A 24,947-nucleotide genomic window follows, 5' to 3' on the forward strand; every position below is an offset into this window, starting at 1 on the left:
CAGCGAGAAAAAAGCAAGGACATACTTGAGATATGCGTTGGGCCCTGTTAGTGATCGCGACGATCGGGGTCACCGTGCCGCTTGACCGGCTCGGTGTCCCGTCGGCGGCCTTGTTCGCGGCCCTGCTGGTCGGCATCGTGCTGGCGATCGCCCGGATGGCACCCGCCGGCGTGCCGCGCATTGCGGGTTTGGCGGCGCAGGGCGTGCTCGGTGTCTACATCGGGACCATGGTGCATTCCGACGCGTTATCCGCCCTGGGCTCGCACTGGCCGGTGGTGGTCGGCGTCGGCGTGGCCACGCTGCTGCTCAGCATCGGCGCCGGGGCACTGCTCGGAATGCATCGCGACATCAGTGCGCTCACCGGCGCGCTGGCCCTGGTGGCCGGCGGGGCATCGGGCCTGGTGGCGATCGCACGTGAACTCGGCGGTGACGATCGCGTCGTCGCCGTCGTGCAATACCTGCGGGTGGCGGTGATCACCGCGACGATGCCCGTCGTCGTCACTCTCGTCTACCACGCCGAGCGGTCTTCGCACGCAGCCGCGACGTCAACCCAATCTTATTTCGCCCCTTGGTATCTGAGCGTGATGCTGATCATCGCACTGGTGTTGGCCGGATCCGTCGTTGGCCGGCTGGCGCGAATGCCCGGCTCCGGCCTGCTCGGCCCGATGGCGCTGACCATCATGGCCGAACTCGGCGGGTGGTCTTTCGGCCTGACTGTGCCGGCATTGCTGGTGTCGGCGTCCTACATGCTGATCGGCTGGCAGGCCGGGGTCGCGTTCACCCGTGAGTCGCTGCGCGCGATCCAACGGCTGCTTCCGGCCGCGCTGGGCTTGATCGTGCTGCTCAATCTCGCCACCGCCGGCCTGGGGGTGGCGCTGTCGAAGATCGCCGGTGTCAGCATGCTCGACGGATATCTGGCGACCAGCCCGGGCGGTATCTATGCCGTGTTGGCCACCGCGGTGGAGACCGGCTCGAACGTCACGTTCATCGTCGCCACCCAGGTGCTACGGGTGCTGCTGATGCTGTTCGCCGCGCCGCTGCTGGCCCGCGGCTTCGTGCGGCTGGCCTACAGGCGTGCCAGCACCGAGGCCAGCAGTGAGCCCATCGCGGTTGCCGACGCACGACCGGCAGCCAGCACTTCGTCATGACTGAGCGGCTGACCGGTCATCCCGGCCGCCAGGTTCGTCACCAGCGAGATCCCCAGCACTTCGGCACCGGCGGCCCGCGCCGCGATGGTTTCGTGCACCGTCGACATGCCGACCAGGTCGGCCCCCAAGGTCCGGAACATCCGGATCTCCGCCGGCGTCTCGTAATGCGGGCCCGGCACGCCCGCGTAGACGCCTTCGGTCAGGCTCGGGTCGACGGAGCGAGCCAGGTCCCGCAGCCGTGGCGAATACGCGTCGACCAGGTCCACGAACTGCGCCCCGACGAGCGGCGAACGGGCCGTCAGATTGAGGTGGTCGCTGATCAGCACGGGCTGTCCGACCTGATACTCGGGCCGCAGGCCGCCTGCGGCGTTGGTCAACACCACGACTTTCGCGCCGGCCGCCCGTGCGGTGCGCACCGGATGGACGACGGCGCGCAGGTCATGGCCTTCATAGGCGTGGATGCGGCCAAGCAGAACCAGTACGTTGTGCGACCCGAGCGGCACCGACAGCACGCGGCCGCGATGCCCGAGTGCCGACGGGGGAGTGAAGCCGGGGATCACCGACATCGGGATCTCGGCCACCGGTGTTCCCAGTGCCGCGGCCGCCGGTGTCCAACCCGACCCGAGGACCACGGCGACGTCGTGCCGCTCCACGCCGGTGTGCTCGGCGATCACCGCTGCGGCGTGTTCGGCGTCTGGACTCACAGCCTGCGAGCCTATCTGTCAATGCGATACTGCGTGGATGCCTACCGCCACCGCGTCGACCCGCGTCGAGGACGTGGTCGCGGCGCGGCAGGGCGATCTGATCGAACTCTCCCACGCCATTCATGCCGAGCCGGAACTCGCATTCAACGAGTACCGCAGCTGTGCCAAGACCCAAGCGCTGGTGGCTGAGCGTGGGTTCGAGATCAGCGTGGCGCCCGGTGGTTTGGACACCGCATTCCGGGCCGACTTCGGTTCGGGTCCGCTGGTGATCGGGATCTGTGCGGAGTACGACGCGCTGCCCGGTATCGGCCACGCGTGCGGGCACAACATCATTGCGGCGTCGGCGGTCGGGACCGCGCTGGCGCTCGCCGATGTGGCCGACGAGCTCGGGCTAACCGTGTCCCTGATCGGCACGCCCGCCGAGGAGTCCGGTGGCGGCAAGGCCCTGCTGATCGAGGCGGGGGTCTTCGATAATGTCGCGGCCGCCGTGATGCTGCACCCCGGGCCGATCGATATCGCTGCCGCGCGCTCACTGGCGCTCTCCGAAGTGATCGTGACCTACACCGGCCGTGAATCGCATGCGGCCGTCGCACCGTATCTGGGCGTCAACGCCGCCGACGCGGTGACCGTCGCACAGGTGGCGATCGGGTTGCTGCGCCAGCAGATGGCGCCCGGCCAGTTGGCCCACGGCATCGTCACCGAGGGTGGCTCGGCGACCAACATCATCCCGGGCCGGGCTCGGCTGCAGTACACGATGCGGGCCGTCAACACCGACTCGCTGCGGGGGCTGGAAGCCAAGATGCGCGGCTGCTTCGCGGCCGGCGCGGTCGCGACCGGGTGTGAGCACGAGATCGCAGAAGCCGCACCGCCGTACGCCGAGCTGACCCCCGACCCGTGGCTGGCCGAGGTGTTCCGCGACGAGATGACAAAGATGGGGCGCAACCCGGTTCCCGTCGAGGTGGAAGCCGGAATGCCTTTGGGGAGTACGGATATGGGCAATGTCACGCAGCTGCTCCCGGGTATTCACCCGGTGGTCGGCATCGAATCCGACGGGGCGGTGATCCACCAGCCTGGCTTCACTGTCGCTGCGGCGGGGCCCAGCGCGGACCGTGCGGTCACTGAGGGGGCGATCATGTTGGCGCGCACGGTTGTTCGGTTGGCTGAGACGGCTGTCGAGCGGGACCGAGTGCTGGAGTTGCTGGGCCGGCGGGAGGTACGCGGATGAGTATCGCCGACGCGTGCGAGTCCTGGTTGGCCGGAAACTTCGACGATCTGGTGGAGTGGCGCCGCCACATTCACCGCTATCCGGAGTTGGGCCGCCAGGAGTTCGCCACCACCCAGTTCGTCGCCGATCGCCTGGTGGAGGCGGGACTCAACCCCAAGGTGATGCCGGGTGGTACCGGCTTGACGTGCGACTTCGGCCCCGAGCACGCGCCGCGGATCGCGTTGCGTGCCGATATGGATGCCCTGCCGATGGCCGAGCGCACCGGGGCCCCGTACACCTCGACGATGCCGAACGTCGCACACGCATGCGGCCACGACGCCCACACCGCGATGTTGATCGGAGCCGCGACGGCACTGGCATCGGTGCCCGAACTTCCTGTCGGCGTGCGGCTGATCTTCCAGGCCGCCGAGGAATTGATGCCCGGCGGTGCGATTGACGCGATCGCCGCCGGAGCGCTGGTCGGGGTGTCGCGGATCTTTGCGCTGCACTGCGATCCACGGCTGGCGGTGGGCCGGGTCGCGGTCATCCCTGGGCCGATCACCTCGGCGGCGGACTCGATCGAGATCACGTTGCACTCACCAGGCGGCCACACGTCGCGGCCGCACCTGACATCGGATCTGGTCTACGGGATGGGCACCCTGATCACCGGGCTGCCTGGTGTGCTATCCCGCCGGATCGACCCGCGGCACAGCACCGTGATGGTCTGGGGAGCGGCCAACGCCGGCGTCGCAGCCAACGCGATCCCGCAGACCGGGACCTTGGCGGGCACGGTGCGCACCGCCAGCCGCGAGACGTGGGTCGATATGGAACACCTTGTGCGGGATACGGTTTCGGGACTGCTCGCCCCCCTCGGTATCGAGCACACCCTGACGTACCATCGTGGCGTGCCGCCGGTAGTCAACGAGGAACGCTCGACACAGATCATCACGCACGCCATCGAAGCCGTCGCTCCCGATGCCCTTGCCGACACCCGTCAGTCCGGCGGCGGTGAGGACTTCTCCTGGTATCTGGAAGAGGTGCCCGGCGCGATGGCCCGGCTGGGCGTGTGGAGCGGCCGCGGGGCGCAACTCGATCTGCACCAACCGACATTCGACCTCGACGAGCGGGCGCTGGCGGTTGGGGTTCGGGTTCTGGTCAATATCGTCGAACAATCCGCGGGATACTGATGAAACTTCTGGTGACCGGCGGCGCCGGGTATGTCGGCAGTGTGTGCGCCACGGTGCTGGTGGAGCAGGGGCACGAGGTCGTGGTCGTCGACGATCTGTCGACGGGCAACGCCGATGCCGTGCCGGCCGGGGCGCAATTCGTCGAGGCCGACATGGTCGAGGTGGCCCCGAAGCTGTTGGGCGATGGATCATTTGACGGGGTGCTGCACTTCGCCGCCAAAATAATGGTGGGTGAGTCGGTTGAGGCGCCCGAACGTTACTGGCACGGCAACGTCATCAAGACGCTGCAACTGCTGGAGGCGATCCGCGCTGCCGGCGTGCCACGGTTGGTGTTCTCATCGACAGCGGCCACCTACGGCGAGCCGGAGTCTGTGCCGATCACCGAGGACGCGCCGACCAGGCCGACCAGTGCCTACGGCGCCACCAAGCTGGCGATCGACCATGCGATCACGTCGTATTCCATCGCGCATGGGCTAGCCGCGACGAGCCTGCGTTACTTCAACATCGCCGGGGCGTACGCCGGATTGGGTGAGCGTCACCCCACCGAGACGCACCTGATTCCACTGGTGCTGCAGGTTGCCACCGGGCAGCGCCAGGAGATCCTGGTGTACGGAAACGACTGGCCCACGCCCGATGGCACCTGCATCCGCGACTACATCCACGTCCGCGATCTGGCCGACGCTCACCTGCTCGCGTTGCAGAACTCGCAACCGGGCGAACATCGCATCTACAACCTGGGCAACGGAACCGGCTTCTCGGTTCGCGAAGTGATCGCCTCATGTGAGCGCGTCACCGGAGGCCCGATCGCGGCGCGTGATGTCGAGCGCAGGGCCGGTGATCCCGCTGTGCTGATCGCCTCGAGTGAGAAGGCAGTCACCGAACTCGGCTGGAAGCCGCAGCGCACCACCATCGACGAGATCGTCTCCGACGCTTGGGAATTCACTCGCTCGCGGGTCTAGCCGCTGCTAGTCCCCGGGCCGACGTTGCTCGCCGGGCGGGTGCGCAGGTCGTGCACGTAATCCGCTGGTGCGCCGGCGATCTCGGCAGCTTCGGCCATCACGCCGATGTAGCGCGCCGAGGGAAGTCCACCCTCCCAGGCGTCCAGCACATAGAGCCACGCGAGCACGGGATCGGTCGTGGTATCGGTGGATTCGCATTCGATGCGGCATCTGATCTTCTTGTGGAAGCCCAGCTCCGAACCCTCCCAGCGATCCAGGTTCTGCTCGTCCGAGGACGTCATGTCGTAGAGCACCACGAACACCTTGGAATCGGGTTCCTCGACCAGGGTCGCGAGTGCGCCTTCCCAGCCGATGTCCTCCCCGGCGAAGGTCAGCCGCCAGCCGTGCAACCAGCCGGTGCCGGCCATCGGGGAATGCGGCGCGCGCTCCAGCATCTGCTCGGGATGCATGTTGGACCCATAGGCGGCGTAGAGCGGCACGGGGAAAGCCTAGAGCGTCCTGTCCCCCGGAGCGAAGCGACCTGGGTGGTTACGCTAACCCTGTGACGACGCGGATCGTGATCATCGGTGGGGGGCCGGCCGGTTACGAGGCCGCATTGGTCGCGGCCGCGCGGTCCGCCGAGGTCACCGTGGTGGACTCCGACGGCATCGGCGGTGCGTGCGTTCTCTTCGACTGCGTGCCGTCCAAGACGTTCATCGCCTCGACGGGTGTGCGCACCGAACTGCGCCGGGCCTCGGGGCTGGGCTTCGACATCGGCATCGACGACGCCAAGATCTCGCTGCCCCAGATCAACAACCGGGTGAAAACTCTGGCCCGGTCGCAGTCCGCCGACATCGGCACGCAGCTGCTGCGCGAGAAAGTCAACGTCGTCCAAGGCCGCGGCGAGCTCACCGATGCCGTGCCAGGCATGGCGCACCACCGCGTGAAGGTGACCGCGCGCAACGGCCAGGTCGGCGTCCTCAAGGCCGACGTGGTGCTGATCGCCACCGGCGCGAGCCCCCGGGTCTTGCCGAACGCGGAGCCCGACGGTGAGCGGATCCTGACCTGGCGGCAGCTCTATGACCTCCCTGAGCTGCCCGAACACCTGGTGATCGTCGGATCCGGCGTTACCGGCGCCGAGTTCTGCAACGCCTACACCGAGCTCGGCGTCACGTGCACGGTGGTGGCCAGCCGCGACCAGATCCTGCCGCACGAGGACAGCGACGCAGCCGCCGTGCTGGAGGAAGTCTTCGCCGAGCGCGGGGTGACGCTGGTCAAGAACGCCAGAGCCGAGTCGGTGCTGCGCACGGCCGACGGGGTCAAGGTCACGATGGCCGACGGCCGCGTCGTCGAGGGCAGCCACGCGCTGATGACCGTCGGTTCGGTGCCCAACACCGCTGATCTGGGGCTTGATCGGGTCGGCGTCGAGCTCGGGCGCGGCAACTACATTCCGGTCGACCGGGTATCCCGGACGGCGGCATCGGGCATCTATGCCGCAGGCGACTGCACCGGGCTGCTGCCGCTGGCGTCGGTCGCGGCGATGCAGGGCCGCATCGCGATGTACCACGCGTTGGGCGAGGGCGTGGCCCCGATCCGGCTGCGTACGGTGGCCTCGGCCACCTTCACCAGGCCCGAGATCGCCGCTGTCGGAGTGCCGCAAACCGCCATCGACGACGGCTCGGTGCCGGCCCGCACGATCATGCTGCCGCTGAACACCAACGCGCGAGCCAAGATGTCGCTGCTCACGCGGGGCTTCGTGAAGATCTTCTGCCGGCCCGCCACCGGCGTCGTCATCGGCGGGGTGGTCGTGGCCCCGATCGCCTCCGAACTGATCCTGCCGATCGCCCTGGCGGTGCAAAACCGCATCTCGGTGACCGATCTGGCCCAGACGTTGTCGGTCTACCCGTCGTTGTCGGGGTCGATCGTCGAGGCTGCGCGCCGCCTGATGGCTCACGACGATCTCGACTAGCCTGGGGCCCTATGAGCGACCCGATCCTTAGACCGGGCACCGGTCAGACCTTTCTCGGGCCTTCCGAACGTGCGCGCGCCTGGGAGCGACTGGGCGGCGAACAGTTCGACGTCGTCGTCGTGGGCGGCGGTGTGGTCGGTGCGGGCTGCGCACTGGATGCCGCGACCCGTGGGCTCACGGTGGCCCTTGTCGAGGCGCGTGACTTCGCCTCGGGAACGTCGAGCCGCAGTTCGAAGATGTTCCACGGTGGGCTGCGGTACCTCGAGCAGCTGGAGTTCGGCCTGGTGCGTGAGGCGCTGCACGAGCGCGAGCTGTCTTTGACCACCCTGGCGCCCCATCTGGTCAAGCCGCTGCCGTTTCTGTTCCCGCTGACCAAACGAGTGTGGGAGAGGCCGTACGTCGCGGCCGGCATCTTCCTCTACGACCAGCTCGGTGGCGCGAAATCCGTTCCGCCGCAAAAACATCTGACGAAGTCCGGCGCGCTGCGGCTGGCGCCTGGGCTCAAGCGCAGTTCGCTGATCGGCGGCATTCGCTATTACGACACCGTCGTCGACGACGCCAGGCACACCATGACCGTCGCACGGACCGCCGCCCATTACGGCGCGGTGGTGCGCACATCGACCCAGGTGGTGTCGCTGCTGCGCGAGGGCGACCGGGTGACCGGGGTGAAGATCCGCGATTCCGAAGACGGCGCGGTCGAGGACGTCCGCGCCCACGTGGTGATCAATGCCACCGGGGTGTGGACGGACGAGATTCAGGCGCTGTCCAAGGAGCGCGGCCGGTTCCGGGTGCGGGCGTCCAAGGGCGTGCATGTCGTGGTGCCGCGGGATCGCATCGTGTCCGAGGTGGCGATCATCCTGCGCACCGAGAAATCGGTGCTGTTCGTCATCCCCTGGGGCACGCACTGGATCATCGGCACCACCGACACCGACTGGAATCTCGACCTGGCCCACCCGGCCGCGACCAAGGCCGACATCGACTACATCCTCACCACCGTCAACACGGTGCTGGCCACCCCGCTGACCCACGAGGACATCGACGGCGTGTACGCCGGGCTGCGGCCGCTGCTGGCGGGGGAGAGCGAGGAGACGTCCAAGCTGTCGCGTGAGCACGCGGTGGCGGTGCCGTCCCCTGGCTTGGTCGCGATCGCCGGCGGCAAGTACACGACGTATCGGGTGATGGGCGAGGACGCGGTCGACGCGGCGGCGGAGTACATCCCGGCCCGGGTGGCGCCGTCGATCACCGAGAAGGTGCCGCTGATGGGCGCGGACGGATACTTCGCGCTGATCAACCAGACCCAGAGCGTCGGGGCCGGGTACGGCCTGCATCCCTACCGGGTCCGTCATCTGCTGGATCGGTACGGCTCGCTGATCGGCGAGGTCTTGGCGCTGGCGGCCGATAAGCCCGAGTTGCTCGAGCCGATCAGCGATGCGCCGGTGTACCTCAAGGTGGAGGCGGCCTATGCCGCGGCCGCGGAGGGGGCGCTGCATCTGGAGGACATCCTGGCCCGCCGAATGCGGATCTCGATCGAGTATCCGCACCGCGGGGTGGACTGTGCGGCCGAGGTCGCCGACATCGTCGCGCCCATTCTGGGCTGGAGCGAGGCTGACTGTGCCCGCGAGGTCGCGACATACATCGCCAGGGTGGAGGCCGAGGTGCTGTCGCAGACTCAGCCCGACGATGAGTCGGCCGATGCGCTGCGGGCGGCCGCGCCGGAGGCGCGCGCTGAGATTCTTGAGCCGGTGCCGCTTACTTGAGACGGCCCGCTCCGCTGCCGGATCGCGACGGTGTGGGCCCGGCGCGGGTACGGCTGCGCGGGGGAGCGGTGCTCGTTGAGCTGGCCGACCGGTTCGGCGAGGCTGCCGCCGAAAAGGTGCTCAACGGTGAGGTCGTCGACGCCGACGGTGCGGTGATCACCGCGGCGACCGTGTTGCCGCCCGGTGCGCATGTCTTCCTCTACCGCGAGCTGCCCGACGAGGTGGTGGTGCCGTTCGACATCCCGGTGCTCCACCGCGACGACGACATCGTCGTCGTCGACAAGCCGCACTTCCTGGCCACCATGCCGCGCGGCGGGCATGTCGCGCAGACGGCCTTGGTGCGATTGCGTCGCTCGCTGGATCTACCCGAGCTCAGCCCGGCGCACCGGCTGGACCGGCTGACCGCGGGGGTGCTGTTGTTCACGGTTCGCCGTGAGGTTCGGGGTGCCTACCAGACGTTGTTCGCGCGCGGGCTGGTGCGCAAGACCTATGTGGCCCGGTCGTCGGGTGTGGCATCGGTGGTCCTGCCGACGGTGATTCGCAGCCGAATTATCAAGGAGCGCGGCCGATTACAGGCCTTTGAGGAACCGGGTGAGCCGAACGCTGAGACGTTGGTCGAGACGCTGGGCGACGGGCGGTATCGGCTGAGTCCGCGGACGGGACGAACGCATCAGCTGCGGGTGCACATGGCGTCGATCGGTTTGCCGATCGACAACGACCCGCTGTATCCCGACGTGATTGATGTGGCGGCCGACGACTTCTCCGCACCGCTGCGCCTGGTGGCGCACCGGTTGGAGTTCGACGATCCGTTCACCGGGCAGTTGCGGTCCTTCGTGAGTCGGTCCGGTGCCTTCAGGCCCTAGTCGTCCGGTGTGAACTGCGTCACGCTGTCGGTATGGACGATGATCACGAACTGGTGCTGGTAGCCGCGTACACCGATCTCGACCGGGCCCGCTCCGATTTCCACGAACTCGGGAAGCGGATCAAGCGCGGCATGGAGTTGCGCGCCGCCGCGCTAGTCACCAAGGATGCCGACGGGCACCCGGAGGTCATCGAGGCAGAGAATCGGCACGGCCGGATCGCAACGGGGATCGGCGCCGGCCTGGGACTTCTGGTTGGCATGTTGATCCCGCCGATCGGGCTGTCGGTGCTGGTCGGCGGGGCGGCGGCAGGGTTGGTCGCTGCGGTCGCCGAGCACGAACTACGGATCGGGCTGCGGCACGAGATCGGGGAGGCACTCGAGGCTGGCACCGGTGTGGTCATCGCCATCGTCTATCCGAACGGGCGGTTCCCGGTTGAGATCACGCTGTCGGGCTCGGCCAAGATTGCCGCGCTCCGGATGGACAAGTCCACCATCAACAGCATCGATAAGGCGGTCGCCGAGGCAATGGCCGGTGCCGGCCATCCGATCACTTCTGGCACGACGGGCACCAGTACGTGACGCGTTGCTCTTCGGAGGATTCGGCACGCTGGATCGCGGCACCGCAGCGGCGGCACGGCTTGCCGGCTCGGCCATAGACCCAGAGTTCCTGTCCGCGGCGGTGGTTGCCCGTTGTGGTGCGCTCCCAGCGGGCGCGGTTGGCCCACAACATCTTTTGCGCCTGGTTCACCACGCGCAGCGGATCGTCAAGGCTGCTGACCGGGCTGGTCGGCAGCCGGCCGAACACGAAGCAGAGCTCGTTGGCATACACATTGCCCACACCGGCCAGCACGCGTTGATCCAGCAGTGCCGCGGCGATCGGCCGGTCCGGGTCGTTGGTCAGATTGGCCGCGGCCAGCTCGGGATCCCAGTCGTCGCTGAGAAGATCGGGTCCCAGGTGCGCGACGGCATCGTGGTCGTTGTCGCGATCGAGTATCTCAAGCACGCCAAGGTCGATGCCCAGTGCCTGAACGTCGTCGGTTTCCAAGATGATTCGGATCTTGTGGGCTTGCCGATGTGGTTTGCCCTTCGGGCTTACCCGCCAGCTGCCGTCCATTTTCAGGTGTGAGTGGATGCTGGCCTGCCCGACCCGGATAAACAGATGCTTGCCGCGGCTGATCACCTCGTCGACGGGGTGGCCGCTGAGATCCACCGTGGCGTAACGGGGCACGCGGATGTCACAACGGGTAAGTGTCTTACCGACCAGCGCGTCGCGCAGGTTGGCTGCGGTGTGGAAAACGGTGTCGCCCTCTGGCATGGTTCCAGACTAGAAGGGTGGCGGATGGGCAGCCGCTCTGGCCTCGTTGAGCCCACGTTCCCATCGGATTCGGTACTCGCGCTCTTGGGTTCGAGTTCGGCGGCGAGCCGGCATCATCAATCCGCGTCCGGGCCCGCGTGCCTGGGGTGGCGGGTTCGGCAGGTTCAGTTCCTCGGTAGGAGCGAAGAGCTGCGGAAAGAACAGTGAGCCACCGGGTTTGGTGGTGTAGGTACGACCCGATGGGGACGTCCAGATCACGGTACCGTCGGGCAATTGGCGGTCGGCCCAGCCACCCGGGCCCGTATAGAAGGTCTTCAAGAGATGGTGCACCCGGCAGAGCAGCTTGAGGTTGGACGGATGCGTCGGCCCAAACGGGTACGGCACCGTGTGGTCGATGTCGGCGACCTCGGCCGGGCGATCGCACCCGGGGAACCGGCACGTCAGATCGCGGCAACGGATGAATTCCGCCAATGCGGTGGACGGCCGGTAGTGCGGTTCGGCGCTGAACTCCTTGCCGCCGATAACTGGCCGAAGCTTGGCTCGCGCCGCCAAGGCCCGCACGGTCTCGGCGGGAATCGCACCGAAGCCTGGCAATAGCGCCGGGGCATCTCCCTCGCCGGTCACCGTCTTGGCTTCGGCCAGCAGGTGGATGACGATCTGTCCCGGTTCGCTGCCCGCATCCGAACCGGCGGGGCACTCGTCGGAACCGCAATCGCAGGTCATCGTCGAAGCGCCGGCCGCCACCGCGCCAACGGCGTCGGCTCGGCGCTGACGGGCAGTTCGGGTGTCGTCCCGGCACACCGTCGCAGCGAGTTGATCCAGTCGCTGGTCGAATGCCGCACCGTCGGTCGCGCGAACCCGGGCCCAGATCTCCGCCATTCCGTCATTGCCCGCCGCGACCTCGACATACCGGTCCTTGTCGGCCTCGTGGGCGGTGCGCACAGCATTGGGATCGAGCTCGACGATCAACCAGTCGATGGTCTCGGCGATTCTCTTCCGCGAGAACGCGTTCCACTGTTCGGCATTCCGCGCCATTCGCTCGTCGATGGCGTCGAGCACGGCTGGGTCGCGAACCAAGCCGGTCCGAAACGTAGCGGCGACCACGATGCGAAACTCAATCGCACCCGAGGCGAACAGTGCACCCAGCTTCGGTAGTCGCTCAATGAGTTGCAGCCCGTAGTCCATCTCATTCGATGCGCGGCCGCGGCTGACTCCGAGGTCAGCGGCCACTTCAGCGGCGACCGCCTCCCAGTTGTCGATACACCACTGGGCACGATCGGCGGCATCGACACTTCTCATCCGACGCTGACACAGCCTGCCCGCCGCCAGCACCCGATGGGCGATCCCCGTCCGTTCACTGCGCTGTCCCTGCCGCATCGCATCGAGGAGGCCAGCGTCCTCCGATTCCTCGAACATGTGTTCGATTCTACGCCGCGCCGCCGACAAATTACGTCGCCGTGGGGCACCCCGTCGGGGGTGCGACGACGGCACAGACTGCATCCACCACCACGGCCGGGTTCTCGTTTTCGACGAAGTGGTCGCTGTGCGTCTCAGTGACATGAGTTGCCCCCAGGTACGACGCGAGCAGACTCCCCGCATCGAGCCACTGTGGCCAGTACGTCGTCGGGTCGCCGATGCCGAGGTAGTCGAAGGGCTTGTCCGAACTGAGGACCGTGACCGGTATCGGCGGCAGCGCCGGTGACGAGTCGAGCTGGCGGATGCTGTCCGGGTGGTCCGTGGTCTCGAAGCCTGGGTGCGCCCGGCCGTGCTCGAGCAGGCTCTGCACCCACCGGTTCCACACGTCTGGCGGCAGCACCGTCGGTAGGTATTGCGTGCTGGGATCCACGAGGACCAGACCGGCGACGTCGTGCGGGAAGGTGCGCGCGTACGTCTGGGCAATCAAACCTCCCCACGAGTGGCCGACGAGCACGTACGGGCCGGGCAACTGCACGGCAGCCAACAGCGAGTTCAGATCGGCCGCCGCACCCTGCGTCGTCGTGGGTTGCGGCACAGGGGTTGATCGGCTCGGGGCGCCGCCGAGTTGTTCGGTACCTGGTCGGTCGTATGCGCACACTCTGGTGAACCGCGCCACCGACGGGAAGACAGCGGATTCACTGCGTATCACCGCCGGGCCGTTCGGGTCGCCGACATAACTCCAATTGTCCGCGGCGACACCGGCGCCCGAGAGGAGGATGACGGTCGGTGAACCGGTGCCGAGGCAGTCAAGGTAGATCGCGCGGCCGTGACCGATGTCGACCGAGTCGCCCGATTGCGCGTTCGCGCAGGGGAGTAGCAGACTCCCGCTGGTCAGCAGAAGGCAGGCGAGGATGGCTGCGCACCTCATCGTCGACAACCTAGTCCAGGGCAAGTTCAAGGGTGACGATAAGCCAACCCAGGGCGGCGTTCATGAGCCCGAACAGGATCGTCCCCCGCAGCGACGACCCACTACGGCGCGCCGCAAGAATCGCCAAGACAAAGAGCACAACGACGTTGATGTTCAACACAAGGGTTTCGTAACCGGCGACCCCAGTGCCATCTGGATTCCGATGATCGTGACCCCAATGAAATATCCACGCACAGAACAGAAGTAAGACCGTGGGGAGACTGGCGAGGGTGCGCGGCGAATCTTCCTTGATGCCTATCCACAGGCTGCCAACGTAGGCCCGCATGGTGCCGTAGCTGCGATTGGAGAGATGAGTCGCATATGCGTCGACCACGGTGGTCAGCGACGCACCGACGAGGATCCACGCCGCCTCCTGAAGTGGCCGCCCTCCCTCTTGGGCCGCGAGCAGCAGGGAGGCCAGGAACGTGCCCTTGATGAGTTTCTTGAGAGTGTTCTCCGACAACCGCATGCGTTACTTCACATCACGCGCTGCTGGTTGACAAGTTCTGGCACGCTGCTGGCCTCAGCCGTTGCAGTCCCGCAGATCGATCGTCGATCCCGGACCGGCACCGTCCAGTGCCGCGCCATCGGCCGCGTCCTGAAAAAATGAGTTGCCCCCGGCGAACGATTTCCCGTCAGCGCTCACCGCGATCGACAGGCACCCCAGCCCCGACGTGAGCACTTGGCAGTCGTTGGTCTTGCCAAGGACGTCACACCACAACTCGGCTGCGTCCTCCGCATCCTGGCGAGTTTCGTAGTTGAGCCGCATCACTTCTCGTCCGGTGGAGACCGATGCCGCCGCCGCACCCCAGCATCCCGGCTTGCATTCGAATTCGATGTCGGCGCCGGCGATCGGCGCCGTCGCCGTTGCCAGCGATCCGGCAGTGAGAACGCAGGCAGCCAATCCCACGGCGATCCGCTTGGTCTTCATCCGCCTAGTTCAGCGTGACTGGCGGCCTACCGATCCCAACAATCTCAGCGCAGACGCAGACCGCGGGGCGTGCGGGCAAACCCGGCATCGACCAACGCATCGGCCGTGATCTTCCGGTCGGGGTGGGCGCCCGCCTCCAACACCGGGACACCGTCGAGCTTTTCGACAAGCACACCGCCGATGCGGCCGCTGCCGACCAGCTCGGCCAGCGTCCCCGCCGCGGCGCGCTGTGCCTCCGCGTCGGCGCTGAAGTTCAGCAGCGAGCGGCCACCGCGCTCCAGGAACCACACCAGCTCGCCGTCCACCAACACCACCAGGGCACCAGCCTTGCGCCCCGGCCGGTGGCCGGCATCGGCATCGGAACGGGCCGGCCACGGTAGCGCCGCACCGTACGGATTGGCTGGGTCGGCCGCGGCCAGCGCGACCGCTCGATAATCCGGACGCTCCGGATCCACCCCGTCGAGATAGGTCCGCAGCCGGTCGACCGTCGATGCCACCGCGAACTGCGCCCCACCGAGCGACTCGACGAAATAGCCACGCTGACACCGTCCGGCGTCCTCGAACCCGGTGAGCACTTTGTACAGGGTGGCGAACCCACCGGGAACACCTTCGGCCGCCACCGCACCCTTGGTCAGCACGCCATACCGACTCAGCAAGAGATCAGCCGAGAAATGCGCTCGCACAGTGGAATCCGGCTCATGGACCGGGAGCGCCGACCACCGCCCGGCCACGGTCGAAGCCACCGCGCGGGTTTGCGGGTGCGCCACTGAAAAGCGGCTCAGCCGTGGCGCGCGCCGTTGGCGGTGTGCGGGCGCAGCGGGACGACGAGTGCCCGGCTTGCGTCCACCGGCCAGCATTGCCCGCACCGGCGCGAACGTGTCACCGGTGACCCAACCAGCCCAGATCAGATCCCACAGTGCGGCTTTGGTGGATTCCTCGGAGCCACCGACCAGCTGGCGGAAGAAGAACGCCCCTCGAGCCTCGCCAGGCTCACCCAGCACCTCGAAAATCGCGCGGTGGGCGTCGGTGAAGTCGATCTCGGCCGGTGCCGCGAGCGTCAACGGTGCGGTCTCCGCGTGGTGAAACGCGATCCAGCCGTCGCTGCCCGAGATCGAGCCCGCCCCCGACCAGGTGACTTCACCCGAGGCCAGCAGTTCGTCGAGCATCGCCGGCTGATAGTCGCGGACCCGCGGCCCGAACACCAGCGGCTCGACGGCCGAGGCCGGCAACGGCACCCCGGCCAACTGGTCGATCACGGTGGCAAGCCCGTCGACGCCGGACGTGGCGGAGTTGCCGACCTGCTGCCAGGCCGGCAGGAAGCGGGCGTAGGCGGCGGTGCTGACCGGTTCCACCTGCGCACGCAGCGCCGCCAGCGAGCGGCGGCGCAGGATGCGGAGTACCTCGGCGTCACACCATTGGTCGACCCCCGGGCCGGCGACGAACTCGCCCCGAATCAGCTTGCCGTCGACTGCCATTCGCCCCAGCACGTCGGCGGCGATCCGCAGGCCGAGCCCGAACCGGGCCGCGGCCTCGGCGGTGGTGAACGGACCACGGGTGCGGGCGAACCGACCCATCAGCTCCCCGAGTGGGTCGGCCACCGCTTCGGTGAAACTCATCGGCACCCCAACCGGTACCGCGACGCCGACCGCGTCACGCAACCGGCCGATGTCCTCGATCCCGGCCCACCACGATTGGCCGGCATACGTCAGCGGCAGCGCGCGTTTGGCGGCATGCAGGCCATCAAGCCACCCGCCGACGTCGCTGGCCGTGCAGCGCTCGGCGATCTCGGCCTCGGTCAGCGGGCCGAGCAGACGGAGCAGGTCGGCCACGCCTTCGGCGTCGCGGGCCTTGCGGTCTTCGGAAAGGTGTTGCAGCTGACGCGATGTGGCCGCGATGACGTCGGGGTCGAGCAGTTCCCGCAGCTCGACGCGGCCGAGCAGTTCGGCCAGCAGCGTGCTGTCCAAGGACAGTGCGGCCGCGCGGCGTTCGGCCAGTGGGCTGTCGCCCTCGTACATGAAGGCCCCGACATACCCGAACATCAGCGACGTCGCGAACGGCGACGGCATCGGTGTCTCGACCTCAACCAACCGCACCCGCCGTTGGGCGATCCGGCCCATCAGTTCGATGAGGGTCGGAACGTCATAGACGTCCTGCAGGCATTCGCGGACCGCCTCCAGCACGATCGGGAAGTCGGGGTATTTGCGTGCGACGTCGAGCAATTGGGCCGCGCGCTGCCGCTGATGCCACAACGGTGACCGCTTACCCGGGTGGCGTTTGGGCAGCAGCAGCGCGCGTGCTGCGCACTCCCGGAACCGGGACGCGAACAATGCCGACCCGCCAACCTCGGTGGTGACCAGCGGCTCGATTTCGTCGGGGGAGAAGACGAACAGGTCGGCCCCGGGTGGGGCGTCCTCGGTGTCGGGCAACCGCACCACGATCCCGTCGTCGGAGGCCGTGGGTTTCTCATCGATTCCGTAGCGCTCCAAAAGCCGTCGGCTGACCGCCAGCGCCAACGGTCCGTGCACCTTCAAGCCATACGGCGAGTGCAGCACCACCCGCCAGTCGCCCAATTCGTCGCGGAAGCGTTCCACCAGCAACGTGGTGTCGCTGGGCACCGTGGCGGTGGCCGTGCGCTGATCGTCGAGCAGCTGCCACAGGTTGTCGGTGGCATAATCGGCGAACCCTAAATCGCTGCAGCGTTTGTCGAAGTCGCCACGGCCCAGGCCGGCCAGCTCGCCGGTGAACTTCCCGATCGCCTGACCCAGCTCGGCGGGCCGGCCCGCATCGTCACCGCGCCAGAACGGCAGCCGGGCCGGTTGCCCCGGCGCCGGGATGACCAGCACCCGGTCGTGGGTGATCTCGGTGATCCGCCAACTGGTGGCGCCCAGCGAGATGACGTCGCCGGGGCGCGACTCGTAGACCATCTCCTCATCGAGTTCACCCACCCGCGAGGGCTTTTCGGAGTCAGTGGCCAAGTACACCGTGAACATGCCGCGGTCCGGGATGGCCCCGCCGGACGTCACAGCCAGCCGCTGAGCGCCTGGGCGGGCGGTCAGCGTGCCGGTGTCCCGGTCGTAGACCAACCGCGGCCGCAGCTCGGCGAAGTCGGTGGAGGGATACTTTCCGGACAGCAGGTCCAGCGTCGCCTCGAAGGCGCTGCGCGGCAACGTCGCAAACGGTGCGCTGTGCCGGACGACGTCGAACCACTCGTCGGCGCTGACCGGCTCCAGGGCGCACGCGGCGACCGTGTGCTGGGACAGGATGTCGAGAGGGTTGGTCGGCACCCGCATGGTTTCGATCTGCCCGGCGAGCATGCGCTGCACGCTGACGGCACACCCGATCAGGTCGGTGCGGTGTTTGGGAAACAGCACGCCACGCGAGATCTCACCGACCTGATGGCCGGCCCGGCCGATGCGCTGCAATCCGCTGGCCACCGACGGCGGGGACTCTACCTGAATCACCAAATCGACGGCACCCATGTCGATTCCGAGTTCGAGGCTCGATGTCGCCACCACCGATTTGAGCCGCCCGCTCTTGAGGTCGTCCTCGACGATGGCCCGCTGCTCCTTGGACACCGAGCCGTGGTGGGCGCGGGCCAAAAGCGGTTCGGCGCCGTAGGTTTGGCCGCTACCCATGATGTGGGCCGGCGGCCCGCCGGGTACCTGACGGTTGGGCGGCGCGTCCAGTTCGATGCCGCAGCGTTCGGCATGAATCTCGTTGATGCGGGAGGTGAGTCGCTCGGCAAGTCGCCGGGAGTTGGCGAACACGATGGTCGAGTTGTGCGCCTCGATGAGGTCGACGATGCGGGCCTCGACATCGGGCCAAATGGTGTTGTTCGCCATGTTCGCCATATCGGGCACCGGCACCTGCACGGTCAGCTCGAACGTCTTGGTTGCCGGCGGGGCGACAATCGTGGTGGGCCTGGTCCCCGACAGGAACCGGGCCACCTCCTCGGGTGGACGGACCGTCGCGGAGAGTCCGATGCGCTGGGCCGGGGTCTCCAGCAGCGCGTCGAGTCGCTCCAGTGAGAGCGCCAAATGCGCGCCGCGCTTGGTGGCCGCCACCGCGTGCACCTCGTCGACGATCACGGTCTGCACGCCGGTCAGCGTTTCGCGGGCCGCCGACGTCAACATCAGGAACAGCGACTCCGGCGTGGTGATCAGGATGTCGGGCGGCTTGGTGATCAGCTCGCGACGACGGGCAGGCGGGGTATCGCCGGAGCGGACGCCGACACTGATCTGCGGGGCCGGCACGCCGTCCCGTTCGGCGATGCGGGTGATACCGGTCAGTGGGGTGCGCAGGTTGCGCTCGACGTCGACGGCGAGTGCTTTGAGTGGCGAGATGTAGAGCACCCGGGTCCCGCGAGGCCGTTTGCCCTCCTCATGGGCCAGCTGATCGATCGCCCACAGAAATGCCGCCAACGTCTTGCCCGACCCGGTCGGTGCAATGACCAGGGTGTTGTCGCCATCAGCGATAGCCGCCCAGGCGTTGACCTGCGCTGGGGTCGGCTCGGCGAAGGTGCCCGTGAACCATCGCCGGGTCAGCGGACTGAACCGGCCCATCGGATCGGCGGGACTCACGGCTCCAGACTGCCAGGGGGTACCGACATCTGCGCCTACCCTTGTGCAGTGACGTCGGGTACGACGGTCTGTCGGTCCTGCGGGGCGCAGCCATCGGAGGGTGCTCGGTTCTGCGGTGCGTGCGGCGTCCGCCTGGCACCTGACCCCGATGCCGCCGAGTACAAGCACGTGACCGTGCTGTTCGCCGACGTCGAGCGATCGATGGACATCGCGGCCGCCCTGGATATCGAGCGGCTGCGCGAGGTGATGACCGAGCTGGTGGAACGATCGACGACCGTACTGCGCCGCTACAGCGGGACCGTGGAGTACAACGGCGACGGGGTCATGGCACTGTTCGGCGCCCCGGTCGCGTTGGAGGATCACGCGTTCCGGGCTTGCATGGCCGCTCTGGAGGTCCAGGGCGAGGCGAGCCGGCTGGCGGCCGAGGTGAAGCAGCGTGACGGTATCGACTTCCGGGTGCGGGTGGGCCTGAATTCCGGACGCGTGATCGCCGGCGAGATCGGCTCGGGGGCGTTCGGATACCGCGCCATCGGCGAGACGGTCGGGTTCGCCCAGCGGATGGAATCGGTGGCGCCCCCTGGCGGGGTGATGCTGTCGGAATCGACCGCCCGCCTCGTCGAGGACCTGGTGATACTGAGCGAGCAGGACCAGGTGCGGGTCAAGGGAGCCGATCAGCGTGTCGCGGTGCGGCAGCTGCTGGGCATCACACCACGCAGCGGTCGTTTGGGGCGGGTCGAGTCGAGCCTGGTCGGCCGGAACGCGGCCATGGCTGCGATCGGGGCGGCGCTCGATTCCGCAGTCGACGGCGGGGGAGGTGCCCTGAACGTAGTGGCGCCGCCGGGAATCGGAAAGTCCCGGGTGGCCCGAGAGGCCGCGGCGCTGGCGACGGCGCGCGGAGTCGAGGCGGTGTGGGTCTTCTGCGAGTCGCATGCCAGGGACGTCTCGTTCGGCGTTGTCGCGCGATTGTTGCGAGCGGCCACCGGGGTCACGGACCTCGACGGCGAACGCGCGCGTGCGCAAGTGCGGAGTCTCGTGCCCGAGGCGGACCCGCAGGATGTGCAGCTGCTCGATGACCTGCTCGGCATCGCCGACCCCGAGGCGGCACTGCCGGCGATCGATCCGGACGCCCGGCGGCGGCGGTTGACTGCGCTGGTCAACAGTGCGTCGCTGGCCCGTCGCAGGCCGGCACTCGTCATCATCGAGGATGTGCAATGGATCGACGCGGTGAGCGAGTCGATGGTGACCGAATTCCTCGCCGTCATCGGCCAGTCGCCGGCGTTGGTGCTGATCACCTCTCGCCCCGAATATGCTGGAGCCCTGGTGGAGGCAACGGGTTCGCGAACCATAAGCCTTGCACCCCTGGGTGATTCGGATGTTGCCCTGCTGCTGGGCGAGCTGCTGGGGACAGATCCGGCGATGGGTGATCTGACGGCGATCATCGCCGACCGGGCGGCCGGCAACCCGTTCTTCGCCGAAGAGATGGTGCGCGAACTTGCGCAGCGCGGGGTGCTGGCCGGCGAGCGCGGTGACTATCGTTGTCGTGGAGACGTTTCCGAGATCACGGTGCCGGCGACGGTGCAGGCGGCCATCGCGGCACGAATCGATCGGTTGGGGCCGGCGGCGCGGCACACGTTGAACGCGGCGTCCGTGATCGGTGAGCGCTTCAGCGCGGAGTTACTGACCGCGCTCGGTGTCGAGGCCGAATTCGCCGAGCTGCTGAACACCGAGCTGATCGATCAGGTGCAGTACACCCCAGCCGCCGAGTACGCTTTTCATCACCCCCTGATCCGCGCCGTGGCCTACGAAGCACAGCTGAAATCCGGACGCAGCGAATGGCATCGGCGCCTGGCGACCGCGATCGAGGAGAGTGCACCGGCCTCCGTTGAGGAAAATGCGGCCCTCATCGCCGAACACCTCAGCTCGGCCGGTGAGCTGCACGCGGCATACGGCTGGCAAATGCGGGCGGCCGGATGGTCAGTCAAGCGCGATATCGTGGCTGCCCGGCTGTGCTGGCAGCGAGCAGTTCAGATTGCTGAACGAATCCCGGGGGATGGCCCCACCGAGCTGTCGATGCAGATCGCGCCCCTGACCATGTTGTGCGCCAGCGATTTTCAGGCCGGTGATGCCGAAGAGAGTCGGGGCCGTTTCACCGAACTACGAGATTTGTGTAGCGCGGCCGGTGACAAGGTTTCGCTTGCCATCGGCATGACGGGGCTGGTGACCGAATACCTCTACGCGCGTCAGGGTGCGGAAGCCTCGAGGCTGGCGTCTGAACAGATGGCGTTGCTCGAGTCGATCGGTGACGCCACTTTGACTGTCGGGCTGGGCTTCGTCGCATTCGCGAGCTGGTTCAACACAGGTGAATTCGACGAGATCGTGCGGTGGACACAGACGGTCATCGACCTGGCCGACGGCGATGCCGCCATGGGCGCCGTGTTTGGGATGGCGTCGCCACTGTCGGTCGCGATGGCTTTCCGTGGGATTTCGCGGTGGTGGCTGGGCCAGCCCGGATGGCGCGAGGATCTTCGTGACGCCCTCGCAATGGCGCAGAACTCCGACCTGGCGACACTGGCGTTCATCCTTGCCTGGACATACGGTCTCGAGATCGCCTATGGGGTGCTTCTGGCAGACGATTCCGCGTTACGGGCAAGCGAAGAGGCGATGCAGAATGCACAGAGAACCGGCAACGACAACGCGGTGACCCTGTGCGAGTACGGCTTGGGGCTCGTTCTGTTGCATCGGGAGAACCCGACTGACCGGCGACGTGGGCTGGAACTCATGGAGCAGGCCCTTGCCATGTTGCGGGTGCGCATCCCCTCCTTGGTGCCGGTCACCGCCCTGTGGGTTGCCAGTGAGAGAGCGAGGGTCGACGATCGTGACGCCGCGATCACCATGATGCGCGATGCGATCGACGAGCTCTATGAGGACGGGCGGATCGGGTATTGCCTTGCCGGCATGGGGATTCTGACGGAGGCGCTGATCGAGCGCGGCGTCGGTGACGACATGACTGAGGCCGAAGCAGTGATCGGTCGCATCGCGAACATGAAGGTCGGCGAGGTCTGGGCGATACGCGAAGTCACGGTGCTGCGGTTGCGCGCAGTGCTGGCCCGGGCTCGTGCCGACCCGTCGGCCCTGGACGTGGTGCGCCGCTATCGTGCGGTCGCGGAATCGCATGGCTACGAGGGTCACATCGCCTGGGCTGCCGCGATGGACGAGGCGCGAAACTGACTCCGGCCCGTCCCCCCGAGCGGGCCGGAGTCAGCGTAGATCTTGACTATCGTTGGATCGTCGCTCAGATCGGGGCGTCCGTCTGCAGTAGTGCACTACTGCATCTAGCTGAAGGGTTTGGTCACCAGTGCGGCGAGCTCTTCGCGGCTGGTGGTTCCCGTCTTGGCCATCGCCCTCAGAACGTGACTTTCCACGGTGCGCACCGATAGCGTCAGCCGCTCGGCGATGGCGCGGTTGGACGACAACCCCTGACCGATCAGCATCGCGATCTCGCGCTCCCGCTCGGTCAGCGGCAGCGGCTCGGCGGCCTGGCGCAGCGCCGGAGTGACCAGGCCGCCGCAGCGCTCGGCCAACGCCGCGGCGCGGGTCGAGCACCCAAGGGCCGAACCACGCTGGTCGTGACGGCGATGTGCCAGGGCGGCATGCGCCGCGGCGTCGACCGCGGCGACCAGATCGCCCAGCTCTTCGAAACCTTCTGACACCGAGGACAGTTCGCTGCCGTCACCATCCTGTAGGGCGGCAGCGAAGCGGGCGGCCAGCCCGACCCGCGGGCCGGAGACAATCGACTCCAGCTCGGCCAGTCGCGCGGCGCGGGTGCGATCCCCGAACTGAGTGGCGGTTTGCAGGCAGAGCACCTCGGCGCCGAATTGACCATTCTCCGATGCTCTTTCGGCCGCCGACAAACAGCCGGCGATCGCCTCGCTGACGGCCCCCTGGCTCGCTACCACCCACGCGCGGGCCAGACTCCGCTCGTAGTCCAGTGACCTGAACGGGCGGCGTGCGTCGTCGAGTTCAGCGAGCCGTGCGACCGCCTCATCGGTGTTACCGTGCATCGCCAGTGCCGTCACGAGTACGACGGCGTAGCGGAAGCCCCAACCCATGCCGTGGCCGGCGGAAGACAGGCCGAGCACGGCGTGTCTCAACTGCCGGCAGGCCGATTCGAGCTGCCCCTGGCCCAGTGCGGCACGGCCGGCGACCGCAGCCCCCAACAGTTGAGCCTCCCCGGGAAGATCAGCTGCTTGCCGGTGCACGTCCTCGGCCACCGCAGCGGCCTCCCGCACACGACCGGCAAGCAGCAGCGCCGTGAGATGGGCATCGGCGATATTGAAGCGCATCTGAGGGGCATCGAAGCGACGGGTCGCCGCGTGGTACCCAGCTGCCGCGTGAGTCTCTGCCTCGGCGGTCCGTCCTGCCTCGCCCGAGATCACCGTGAGTGCCCAGCCGATCTCGGCACCGACAACGGGAGGTAGATCGTCAAGCGCCAGGTCCTCGGCCGCTTGCATAGCGGCGTGCGGTCTGTCGGTGGCGAAACTGTGCACCATGCGAAAGGCGTCCAGGTAGCTAAGTGCGTGCGGTGTCGTGATGCCGGATGCTTGCTCGACGATCTCGATTGCACGCCCCGGGTTGCCCAGCGCCCACAGCATGTTGCTGGCACGCAGAAAGGCGAGCCGGGCCCGGTCGACGTCGGTCAGCTCGTCGGTGGCGACTCCGTCGAGTACGGCGTCGGCCTCCCGCCCACGGGACAGCCAGGAGAGTGCGTGCGCCCGAACAAAATTGGGCTCAGGTCCAGCTCCCGCCGCAACCGCCGCCTCGGCAAGCCGATCGGCGAGCTGCAGGTCCGCCAGCCACACCGCGCCGTGCGCCGCGCGAATGAGAAGGTCGGTGTCGGGTGGCAGATCGGACTCCATGCTCAGCGCCGCTCGCTTGACCACCGCTCGAATATCCTCGGCATCACTAGCTTTGGATAGTTCGACGGCGACCAGCCCGCGTAGCCGGCGCAGTCGGGTCAACGAGGCGCGGCGGCGACGCACCTCGCTGTAGATCGGGTGGGCCACCCGTACCTGGACTCTGCCGCCACCGGGCTCGAGTGTGACGAGACTGCGGATCTCGGCCTCTTCAATCGCTGCCGGATCGGCGATTCGCATGAGCGTGTCCAGATCCATCGGTTCGGCGACGGCCAGTACGTCGATCACATCGCCGACGGGTGCGGGTAGGGTGCCGATCCGGGATTCGACCAACCCGATCAAGTCGGGCGGCAGGGCAGGATCGCCGCTCCAGTGCCAGGTGTCGCGCTCCCGGACGAGTCGACCGTCTGCCACCTCTTGCTCGACGATATTGCGCAGGTACAGGGCATTGCCGCCGGTCAGGTTCCAAAGTCGTTGCGATGAACTGGGTTCCACCGTCCCGGTGAGAGTGGCGGCGAGCACCGCCGTGGTCTCGTCAAGGGATAGCGGCTGGACGTTGAGGTGATCGAACTGGGCGGACGTCCAAATCTCCTGCAGTGCGGACGGAACCGGCTCGCCGTCGCGCACCGTCAACACCACTTTTGCGACGTTCCGTTGCACGAGCTGATGAACCACGAAAATGGACAGATCGTCCAGCAGGTGCGCGTCGTCGACCGCCAGCACCAACCGAGCGCCCGAACCAGGGGCGACCAATGAGTCGATCACCCCGCGCACCAACTGGACGGTCTCGGTGGCCCCCGGCTGGGTCCAGGCAGCGAAGGCGCCCAACGGAATGGACCGGGCCGAGGATGCACCGACGACCCACCTGCCCTCGAATCCCCGCGATTTGGCAAAACTCAACGCCTCCCGCGCGATCCGGGTCTTGCCGACGCCGGCCGCACCCGACACGACGGCGCCCGCGACATCGGGGGCCGCGATCGCGGACTCGATGGTTCTCATCTGCCCGGTGCGGCCGATCAGTGGCCACGACAAGCGCATTCTTGAAAGCCTAGCTCT

General features: G+C 67.5%; 18 protein-coding genes. 9 read left to right on the top strand and 9 right to left on the bottom strand.

The annotated features are described in order from the left end of the window. Positions 1-32: 32 nt before the first annotated feature. On the top strand, positions 33-1,148 hold the full coding sequence (locus SLQ31_RS07450; protein WP_319431087.1) for an AbrB family transcriptional regulator: 1,116 nt from the start codon (positions 33-35) through the stop codon (positions 1,146-1,148). Here the strand turns inward: SLQ31_RS07450 and SLQ31_RS07455 are convergent. Continuing rightward, positions 1,067-1,852 (bottom strand): purine-nucleoside phosphorylase, encoded by a 786-nt coding sequence (locus SLQ31_RS07455; protein WP_319431089.1) that lies wholly within the window; start codon positions 1,850-1,852, stop codon positions 1,067-1,069. The genes SLQ31_RS07450 and SLQ31_RS07455 overlap by 82 nt on opposite strands. Before the next feature lie 37 nt (positions 1,853-1,889). Here SLQ31_RS07455 and SLQ31_RS07460 point away from each other — a divergent pair, with 37 nt between their 5' ends. The 3 genes from SLQ31_RS07460 to galE are packed head-to-tail and all read left to right on the top strand — an operon-like array spanning position 1,890 to position 5,202. Further along, entirely contained in the window at positions 1,890-3,077 is a 1,188-nt protein-coding gene (locus SLQ31_RS07460) for a M20 family metallopeptidase (protein ID WP_319431090.1), read from the top strand. After that, on the top strand, positions 3,074-4,243 hold the full coding sequence (locus tag SLQ31_RS07465) for an amidohydrolase (protein ID WP_319431092.1): 1,170 nt from the start codon (positions 3,074-3,076) through the stop codon (positions 4,241-4,243). The genes SLQ31_RS07460 and SLQ31_RS07465 overlap by 4 nt, the downstream gene beginning before the upstream one ends. Next, positions 4,243-5,202, top strand: a complete 960-nt coding sequence (galE, locus tag SLQ31_RS07470) for a UDP-glucose 4-epimerase GalE (protein ID WP_319431094.1) — start codon at positions 4,243-4,245, stop codon at positions 5,200-5,202. The genes SLQ31_RS07465 and galE overlap by 1 nt, the downstream gene beginning before the upstream one ends. On the opposite strand, the gene SLQ31_RS07475 is transcribed toward galE, so the two are convergent. Further along, entirely contained in the window at positions 5,199-5,681 is a 483-nt protein-coding gene (locus SLQ31_RS07475; protein WP_319431096.1) for a gamma-glutamylcyclotransferase, read from the bottom strand. The two genes, galE and SLQ31_RS07475, sit on opposite strands and share 4 nt — an antisense overlap. Positions 5,682-5,743: 62 nt before the next feature. Between SLQ31_RS07475 and SLQ31_RS07480 the strand changes: the two genes are divergently transcribed. From SLQ31_RS07480 to SLQ31_RS07495, 4 genes are read left to right on the top strand one after another with little or no spacing between them, the layout of a single operon-like run. Further along, the gene (locus SLQ31_RS07480; protein WP_319431098.1) at positions 5,744-7,150 is read left to right on the top strand and encodes an NAD(P)H-quinone dehydrogenase; all 1,407 of its coding nucleotides are present in this window, start codon (positions 5,744-5,746) and stop codon (positions 7,148-7,150) included. An 11-nt stretch (positions 7,151-7,161) separates the two neighbouring features. Next, on the top strand, positions 7,162-8,907 hold the full coding sequence (locus tag SLQ31_RS07485; protein ID WP_319431100.1) for a glycerol-3-phosphate dehydrogenase/oxidase: 1,746 nt from the start codon (positions 7,162-7,164) through the stop codon (positions 8,905-8,907). Further along, positions 8,904-9,770 carry a pseudouridine synthase gene (locus SLQ31_RS07490; RefSeq protein WP_319431102.1) on the top strand — a complete coding sequence of 289 codons (867 nt, stop codon included), beginning with the start codon at positions 8,904-8,906 and terminating at the stop codon, positions 9,768-9,770. Before SLQ31_RS07485 ends, SLQ31_RS07490 begins: the two co-directional genes overlap by 4 nt. 32 nt (positions 9,771-9,802) lie before the next feature. After that, positions 9,803-10,348 (top strand): sulfatase, encoded by a 546-nt coding sequence (locus SLQ31_RS07495; RefSeq protein WP_319431104.1) that lies wholly within the window; start codon positions 9,803-9,805, stop codon positions 10,346-10,348. On the opposite strand, the gene nei2 is transcribed toward SLQ31_RS07495, so the two are convergent. Genes nei2 through SLQ31_RS07525 form a run of 6 tightly spaced genes read right to left on the bottom strand, consistent with a single transcriptional unit; the run spans position 10,317 to position 18,960 of the window. Continuing rightward, entirely contained in the window at positions 10,317-11,084 is a 768-nt protein-coding gene (gene nei2, locus SLQ31_RS07500; protein ID WP_319431106.1) for an endonuclease VIII Nei2, read from the bottom strand. The two genes, SLQ31_RS07495 and nei2, sit on opposite strands and share 32 nt — an antisense overlap. A 9-nt stretch (positions 11,085-11,093) precedes the next feature. Next, positions 11,094-12,500, bottom strand: a complete 1,407-nt coding sequence (locus tag SLQ31_RS07505; protein ID WP_319431108.1) for an HNH endonuclease signature motif containing protein — start codon at positions 12,498-12,500, stop codon at positions 11,094-11,096. Positions 12,501-12,531: 31 nt separating this feature from the next. Beyond that, positions 12,532-13,428 carry an alpha/beta hydrolase gene (locus SLQ31_RS07510; protein ID WP_319431110.1) on the bottom strand — a complete coding sequence of 299 codons (897 nt, stop codon included), beginning with the start codon at positions 13,426-13,428 and terminating at the stop codon, positions 12,532-12,534. A gap of 10 nt (positions 13,429-13,438) precedes the next feature. Beyond that, positions 13,439-13,936, bottom strand: a complete 498-nt coding sequence (locus SLQ31_RS07515; RefSeq protein ID WP_319431112.1) for a hypothetical protein — start codon at positions 13,934-13,936, stop codon at positions 13,439-13,441. Between the two features lie 54 nt (positions 13,937-13,990). Further along, entirely contained in the window at positions 13,991-14,398 is a 408-nt protein-coding gene (locus SLQ31_RS07520) for a DUF4189 domain-containing protein (protein ID WP_319431114.1), read from the bottom strand. A gap of 44 nt (positions 14,399-14,442) precedes the next feature. Continuing rightward, positions 14,443-18,960, bottom strand: a complete 4,518-nt coding sequence (locus SLQ31_RS07525; protein WP_319432930.1) for an ATP-dependent helicase — start codon at positions 18,958-18,960, stop codon at positions 14,443-14,445. 66 nt (positions 18,961-19,026) lie between these two features. On the opposite strand from SLQ31_RS07525, the gene SLQ31_RS07530 reads away from it, so the two are divergent. After that, positions 19,027-22,206, top strand: a complete 3,180-nt coding sequence (locus SLQ31_RS07530) for an adenylate/guanylate cyclase domain-containing protein (RefSeq protein WP_319431116.1) — start codon at positions 19,027-19,029, stop codon at positions 22,204-22,206. A gap of 104 nt (positions 22,207-22,310) precedes the next feature. Here the strand turns inward: SLQ31_RS07530 and SLQ31_RS07535 are convergent, their stop codons facing one another. Continuing rightward, positions 22,311-24,929, bottom strand: coding sequence for a helix-turn-helix transcriptional regulator (locus SLQ31_RS07535; RefSeq protein WP_319431118.1), 2,619 nt, complete (start codon positions 24,927-24,929; stop codon positions 22,311-22,313). Between the last annotated feature and the right edge of the window lie 18 nt (positions 24,930-24,947).

It is taken from the genome of Mycobacterium sp. RTGN5 (assembly GCF_033804465.1).
Lineage (GTDB): Bacteria > Actinomycetota > Actinomycetes > Mycobacteriales > Mycobacteriaceae > Mycobacterium.

Excerpts from the sequence above, each read along its gene's own strand:
- SLQ31_RS07450 (WP_319431087.1), top strand. The coding sequence starts at position 33 with ATGCGTTGGGCCCTGTTAGTGATCGCGACGATCGGGGTCACCGTGCCG.
- SLQ31_RS07460 (WP_319431090.1), top strand. The coding sequence starts at position 1,890 with ATGCCTACCGCCACCGCGTCGACCCGCGTCGAGGACGTGGTCGCGGCG.
- SLQ31_RS07465 (WP_319431092.1), top strand. The coding sequence starts at position 3,074 with ATGAGTATCGCCGACGCGTGCGAGTCCTGGTTGGCCGGAAACTTCGAC.
- galE (WP_319431094.1), top strand. The coding sequence starts at position 4,243 with ATGAAACTTCTGGTGACCGGCGGCGCCGGGTATGTCGGCAGTGTGTGC.
- SLQ31_RS07485 (WP_319431100.1), top strand. The coding sequence starts at position 7,162 with ATGAGCGACCCGATCCTTAGACCGGGCACCGGTCAGACCTTTCTCGGG.
- SLQ31_RS07495 (WP_319431104.1), top strand. The coding sequence starts at position 9,803 with ATGGACGATGATCACGAACTGGTGCTGGTAGCCGCGTACACCGATCTC.
- nei2 (WP_319431106.1), bottom strand. The coding sequence starts at position 11,084 with ATGCCAGAGGGCGACACCGTTTTCCACACCGCAGCCAACCTGCGCGAC.
- SLQ31_RS07505 (WP_319431108.1), bottom strand. The coding sequence starts at position 12,500 with ATGTTCGAGGAATCGGAGGACGCTGGCCTCCTCGATGCGATGCGGCAG.
- SLQ31_RS07510 (WP_319431110.1), bottom strand. The coding sequence starts at position 13,428 with ATGAGGTGCGCAGCCATCCTCGCCTGCCTTCTGCTGACCAGCGGGAGT.
- SLQ31_RS07515 (WP_319431112.1), bottom strand. The coding sequence starts at position 13,936 with ATGCGGTTGTCGGAGAACACTCTCAAGAAACTCATCAAGGGCACGTTC.
- SLQ31_RS07520 (WP_319431114.1), bottom strand. The coding sequence starts at position 14,398 with ATGAAGACCAAGCGGATCGCCGTGGGATTGGCTGCCTGCGTTCTCACT.
- SLQ31_RS07525 (WP_319432930.1), bottom strand. The coding sequence starts at position 18,960 with ATGGGCCGGTTCAGTCCGCTGACCCGGCGATGGTTCACGGGCACCTTC.
- SLQ31_RS07535 (WP_319431118.1), bottom strand. The coding sequence starts at position 24,929 with ATGCGCTTGTCGTGGCCACTGATCGGCCGCACCGGGCAGATGAGAACC.